Source organism: Kineococcus siccus, from assembly GCF_009906795.1.
GTDB classification, from domain to species: Bacteria; Actinomycetota; Actinomycetes; order Actinomycetales; family Kineococcaceae; genus Kineococcus; species Kineococcus siccus.
Map to the genome: position 1 here is coordinate 1 of NZ_JAAALN010000225.1, position 6,532 is coordinate 6,532.

Here is a 6,532-nt window from a genome sequence, read left to right on the forward strand (position 1 = left end):
CCCACCCCCGCGCTCCGCGCGGACGGCGACACGACCACGACCCTCGACACGACCACGGCGCTCACGGCATAGTCCGAACCCGCAGCGCTTCACGCGCACGAGTTACACCACTCCACGGGACTCCATCAGCAATGGGCCCATGGCTCGCGTGACACCGTCGACCGTGGGTGATAGGCGGGTGGCCGATGGGCCTTGGCCAGCCTCCCGATGATATCGACGTTGCCTTGCTGGTGCCCTCACGCCCGTGGCCCGTCTCCTCCTGCGGATCTAACTTTGCGCTGAGCACCAGCGGGGGTGCTGACCGAAGGTATGTCAAGGCCCGGGTTTGATGGCTCCTCATGTTGGCCGGATGCCCAACGTCAGTCACGTCGTCCTCTGGGGTCGGCGACCGCTTCTCACGACGCGACGTCAGCAAGCGGAGTAGACCCCGCCGCCGGTAGTACCCACGCTCTCCGACGCTGCTGAGTCCGCTCATCCGAAGCGAACAGAACCGTTCGGGTGTACGCTCAGTTACATCTTGGCCACCGAAAGTGATCAGGTGTCGGGCTGCCGAGTCGGCAGGCGGCGCCTCGGGCAGCTCACGACCTCTGGAGGGCGCATGACCCCCGCACCTGGCCCCTGGTCCCGACGCAGGAGTGCACCCGCGGCAGGACTCGCCGGGCGACCCCGGTCCAGCGCAGGGCGGTCGTCTCGCCGTCCCCGCGTGCCGGTGAGCGCCCTCGCGGTCGTGGTGGTCGGGGGCTCCCTGGTCGTCGGGCCTTCCGCTCAAGCGGTCTCCTGGCCCGCCCCCCCGATGATCACCCAGTACCCGACCACGGGTGCGCAAGGCAACCCCACCTCAGGTCCGTCGGCTCTCTCGAGCCTGAACACCCCGCTGCAGACCGCCTTCGACACGAGTGGGAACCTCTACATCGCTGACTGCGCAGCCCGCGTCGTTGAAAGGATCACCCCCGCGGGACAGCTCTCGATCGTCGCAGGCCGAGTGGGCCAGGTCGGGTCTGGTGCCCCGACGCCGGGCCCGGCCACCGACGTGGACCTGAGCTGCCCCTCGGGGATCGCGGTGCACGGCAGCGACCTGTTCATCGCCGACACGGGTCTGCACATGATCTTCAAGGTCAGCGGCGGGGTGCTCACCCCTCACGCCGGGACCGGCACCGTCAACAGCGGCCCCATCACCAGTGGGCCGGCCACGACGAGGGATCTGGGGCGTCCCACGTCTCTGGCGGTCGACTCCTCGGGCACCCTCTACGTGGCCGACAGCGCCGCTCACCAGGCGTACCGGATCGACGGGAACCAGGTCCTCACCGTCATCGCGGGGACCGGGACCAGCGGCTCGCCCACCCCCGGGTCGTCGCCGACGGCTGCCACCAGCTCACCGCTCGACTTCCCCTACGGGATCGCCGTGACCTCCACCGGCGACGTCTTCATCTCCAACCCCAACGACTACACGATCGTCGAGGTGAGCGGGGGCGCGCTCCGCATCGTCGCTGGAACCTCCACGCAGCAGGGAGCAGCGGCCGCCGGCCCCGCGACCGGCTCCCTCCTGAACGGTCCCGCAGGCCTGTCGGTGGACGAACAGGACAACCTCTACGTCGCGGAGTCCTACGCCGGTCAGGTCGACCGCATCACCCCCGCCGGCGCTTTGAGCGTGCTGGCGGGCAACGGGAACGGTAACACGTGGCCGACCTACGACGCTGTGGCGACCTCCACCTCACTCTACTTCCCGGCTCACGTCTCCGTCGGGCCCGACCACCAGCTGTACGTCTCCGACACAGAGATCTTCGCGAACCCGCCACGTTCGGGTCTGCACGTCATCGGCTACCCCGCCCCGGCCTCGGTGACCGCTGTCGGCGCCCCAGGTGCCCTGACCGTCAGCTGGACCCTTCCGTCCACGTCGGCCGACGTCACCGGCTACACCGCCACCGCCTCACCGGGTGGTGCCACATGCACGTCCACCTCCACCACGTGCAGCATCCCCGGCACTGCTGGTGTGGCGTACTCCGTCGCGGTCGTCGCCTCCTACGGCGTCGCGTCGTCGAGGACCGCCTCGGCGGTGGGTACAGCCACACCGACGACCGCTGGGGGCGGCGGCGGTCCTGTGACCCCGCCCGTGGATCCGCGAGCAGGGGCCCCGTCGATCACGACCGCAGTGGGGGCCGGTACGGCTGCGACGGTGTCGTTCACACCGCCGAGCGTCACCGGGGCCTCCGCGATCACCAGCTACCGGCTCACTGTCACCGGGGGGGACCTGATCGCACCGCGCACCGTTCAGGGCCCACGCAGTCCGATCGTCGTCGGTGGCCTGACAGCAGGGCAGACGTACACCTTCACGGTGGCCGCCCTCAATGCTTCTGGCGCGGGGGCCGGTTCCAACGCCGTGACCACGCGGTGGGAGACCTTGAGCGTCCCCGTCGAGCCGGGAGTCACACGCCTGGCGGGTGGGGACCGGAACGAGACTGCAGTCGCCGTGTCCAAGGCTCTCTTCCCCGCCGACGGACGGGCGACCGCGGCCGTGATCGCGACGTCGGCGACCTACGCGGACTCCATCGCCGGTGGCCGGCTGTCCTCTGCGATCCAGGGACCACTGCTGCTCACCGGTACCGCCGCTCTGGACGCCGACGTCGCTCAGGAGATCCGTCGTCTCGTCACCCCCGGCGGCAAGGTGTACGTCCTCGGCCAGACCGGTGCGCTGAGCCAGCAGGTTCGCGACGCCCTCGCGGAGCTGAACTCCAGCTACAGCATCGCCCGTGTCGGCGGTAGGGACCGCTACGAGACCGCGGCCGCCATCGCCGATGTCGTCACCGCTCACACCGGGGAACCCGACGCGCCCATCTACCTCGCGTCGGGCTCGAACTACCCGGACGGTCTTGCGGTGGCGGCTCTCGCCGGCAGCACCGGTGGCGTGGTCCTGCTCACCGCGGACGGCACTCTGCCCCCCGCGACCAGCGCATACCTGCAGGCGAAGGACCCCACGGGCGGCCGTACAACCACGGTCGGTGGCCCCGCCGCCAGGGCCTACCCTGCCGCGCGCACGTCCGTGGTCGGTCGCGACCGGTACGACACCGCGGCACGTATCGCTACCCGCTTCGCGGCCGGCACCACGACCGTCGGGATCGCCTCCGGCACCGACTGGCCCGACGCCCTCGTCGGCGCCGCAGCGATGGGCATCGTCGGCGGACCGCTGCTGCTCACTCGACCGGACAACCTGAACTCCGACACCGAGGCCGTCATCGAGAACAACGAGGACCTCGACGCCTCCTGGGTGTTCGGCGGGCCCGAGGCCATTGCCAGCACCACGGAGAACCAGTTGATCGGCTTGCTACCGCCTCCCTGAGCCGTGCGTGACCACGTCACGACCAACCGCACCACGACGGCGCCCGGGCCAGACAGGCCTGGGCGTCGTCGCTGTTCCCCGGTGCGAGGGCTGCAAGCGCTCTGCGTGGCCGCCGCCACGCCACTCTCAGGTGCGGATTGGTGGCATGACCGCGATGTCACGCGTATCGCGGCATGAGCGGTAGGTCCAGGAGGATCGGTCGGGCGAGCTTGCCCGTTGGGGCTGATGCTCTGTCAACCTTTCAAGACGCTGATCTCGTTGAAGGGGACATGGGGCTACTGGGCCGGCGCGACGAGGAGTTCACTGCCTTCGTCGCCCAACACGGGGACACGCTGCTGCGTGCTGCGCATTTCCTGACCGGTGACCGGTGGGCAGCTGAGGACCTCCTCCAGCTTGCCTTGACCAGGACCTACCTGGCCTGGCCGGCCGCCCGAGGCAAGATCCCCTACGCCTACGCCCGTCAAGCCCTGCTGAGTGCTCTCCATGGCTGCACCGAGGAAGTATCCCGACGAGCTGCGTGAGCGGGCGATCAGGATGGCCGTCGATGCCCGCCGAGATCCGGCGAACAAGACCGGCGCGCTGAAGCGGATCGGTGGCCAGCTCGGGATCAACCCTGAGACGCTGCGGGGCTGGGTCACGCAAGCCGAAGTCGATGCCGGCGACCGGCCCGGCTTCACCACCGATGACGCCGTGCGGTTGGCCGAGCTCGAGCGTGAAGTGCGAGAGCTTCGTCGGGCGAATGAGATTGTGCGGCGGGCGTCGGCCTTCCTCGCGGCGGAGCTCGACCGCCCACATCGCTGATCGTCGACTTCATCGACCAGAGCTGTCAACGACGGGTGAAAACTGACCCCCAGTCGACGGGTGAATCTTGACCCCCTTGACCCTGAGGAGGGTGATCACCATGGAGGACTGGGCCGAGATCCGTCGTCTGCACCGAGCCGAGCAGGTCCCGATCAAGGAGATCGCGCGGCGGCTGGGCGTCGCGCGCAACACGGTCCGGCGGGCGTTGGCCGCTGCGGCGCCGCGGCGCTACGAGCGGGCCGGCGCGGGATCGCTGGTCGATGCGATCGAGCTTGAGTTGCGCAAGCTGCTGAAGGATCATCCGCGGATGCCGGCGACGGTCCTCGCGCAACGGCTGGGCTGGACGCACTCGTTGACAATCCTGAAGGACCGGGTGCGGGTGATCCGCCCGGAGTACGCCGGGGTGGACCCCGCTGACCGTCTCGTCCACGAGCCGGGCGAGGCGACCCAGTGCGATCTATGGTTCCCCGCGTCCCCGGTGCCGCTGGGACATGGGCAGGTCGCGGTCGGGGCGCGGGCGTTGCCGGTGTTGACGATGACGATGACGCACTCCAGGTACCTGTCCGCGGTCGCTGTCCCGACCCGGCAGGCCGGGGACCTGCTGGCCGGGATGTGGGCGATCATCGCCGCACGCGGGGCGGTCACGAAGACGTTGGTGTGGGATCTGGAGTCCGCGATCGGCAAGGGCCGGCGGGTCTCGGCGCCGGCCGCGGCGTTCGCGGGGACCCTCGGTGTCCGGATCCGGCTGACCCCGCCCCGTGATCCGGAGTCCAAGGGTGTCGTGGAACGCACGAACGGGTTCCTGGAGACCTCGTTCCTGCCTGGGCGCACCTTCGCCAGTCCTGGGGACTTTAACGCCCAGCTCGGTGAGTGGTTGCCGCACGCGAACTCCCGGCTCGTGCGCTCGACCGGAACCCGTCCCGACGAACGCGTCGAAGCTGACATGGGCGCGGGGTTGGTGCTTCCACCGATCGCGCCGGTCGTCGGGATCGCCCACCGCGTCCGCTTGGCTCGTGACTACTACGTGCGCGTCACGGGCAACGACTACTCCGTGGACCCGGCCGTGATCGGTCGGTTCGTCGATGTTCACGCCGGTCTGCACGAGGTCGTCGTGACCTGCCCCGCCGCCCACAGCGCCGGCCGAAGTGTCGAGGTCGCCCGCCACTCCCGGTGCTGGGCGAACCGGGTCACTATCACCGACCCCGCCCACGTTCAGACAGCGAAGGCGTTGCGACGCAGTCACGCCGACCAGCGAGCCGCCCGCGACCGCGCCGAGGCGCAGCGACTCACCGGACGTCAGCACAACGACGGTCACCACGTCGCGCTGCGCGCGCTCGGCGACTACGACGCCCTCTACGGCGTCGACTTCCCCACCCTCGAGCGCACTGAACTCGCCACCACCGAACTCGTGGAACCGACCGCATCGCAGAAGCAGAACGGCGATGACCGACACGATGACGAGGAACCCGATGACCAAGAACCCAAAGACGAAGAACGCGATGACCGAGAACTCCGCCAGCACGATGTGGAAGTGACCCGGTGAGCCCGATCGTCACCCGCGGGGCTGACCTGCCCGCCGACGCCGCCCACGTCCCGGGCCGGACCACCGGCGAGTTGGCCGCGCATCTGGCCTACCTCGCTCGAGCGTTCAAGGCCCCCACGATCGGCGCGGTCTGGGCTGAGCTCGCCGACATCGCCCGCGAGCGGGGCTGGACCCACGAGGAGTACCTCGCCGCGGTCCTGGCCCGCCAGGTCGCCGACCGCGAAGCCAACGGCACCCAGCTGCGAATCGCGGGCGCGCACTTCCCGCAGGTCAAGACCCTCGAGGACTTCAACCTCGACCACCAACCCGGCCTGCGCCGCGACGTCCTGGCCCACCTGGCCACCGCCGCGTTCGCCGCGACCGCCGGCAACGTCATCCTCCTCGGCCCACCAGGCGTCGGGAAGACCCACCTCGCCATCGCGTTGGGCTACAAAGCCGCCCAAGCCGGGCACCCCGTCGCCTTCGACACCGCCACCGGCTGGATCACCCGCCTAACCGCCGCCCACCACGACGGGCGCCTACCCGCAGAGCTGAAACGGCTGGGCCGCTACCGTCTACTCATCGTCGACGAGGTCGGCTACATCCCCTTCGACTCCCCCGCCGCGAACCTCTTCTTCCAACTCGTCGCCGCCCGCTACGAACAAGGCTCCATGCTCATCACGTCCAACATGCCCTTCGCGCGCTGGGGCGAAGTCTTCGGCGACGACGTCGTCGCCGCCGCGCTCATCGACCGACTCGTGCACCACGCCGAGGTCATCACCCTCGGCGGAGAGTCCTACCGCACCCGAGCGCGACGAGACCTCCTCGCCCGCGACCCCACCGCCGGCACCCGCACCACCGCGACGACCTGACCC

General features: G+C 69.8%; 4 protein-coding genes and 1 pseudogene. All 5 read left to right on the top strand.

Annotation, left to right across the window (positions count from 1 at the left end):
• The first annotated feature begins 1,060 nt into the window (after positions 1–1,060).
• Positions 1,061–3,334 carry a cell wall-binding repeat-containing protein gene (locus tag GTR02_RS18490; protein WP_166608956.1) on the top strand — a complete coding sequence of 758 codons (2,274 nt, stop codon included), beginning with the start codon at positions 1,061–1,063 and terminating at the stop codon, positions 3,332–3,334.
• 269 nt (positions 3,335–3,603) lie between these two features.
• A complete protein-coding gene (locus GTR02_RS24685; RefSeq protein WP_166608957.1) occupies positions 3,604–3,855 on the top strand; it encodes a sigma factor in 252 nt (83 codons plus the stop codon).
• Positions 3,818–4,132: pseudogene (locus GTR02_RS18500) on the top strand (transposase); the annotation flags it as partial. The gene GTR02_RS24685 and the pseudogene GTR02_RS18500, both read left to right, overlap by 38 nt.
• A gap of 94 nt (positions 4,133–4,226) precedes the next feature.
• A complete protein-coding gene (gene istA / locus GTR02_RS18505) occupies positions 4,227–5,678 on the top strand; it encodes an IS21 family transposase (protein ID WP_420814747.1) in 1,452 nt (483 codons plus the stop codon).
• 26 nt (positions 5,679–5,704) lie between these two features.
• Positions 5,705–6,529: an IS21-like element helper ATPase IstB gene (gene istB / locus GTR02_RS18510; RefSeq protein WP_205709586.1), complete on the top strand. Its 825-nt coding sequence runs from the start codon at positions 5,705–5,707 to the stop codon at positions 6,527–6,529.
• Positions 6,530–6,532: the final 3 nt, after the last annotated feature.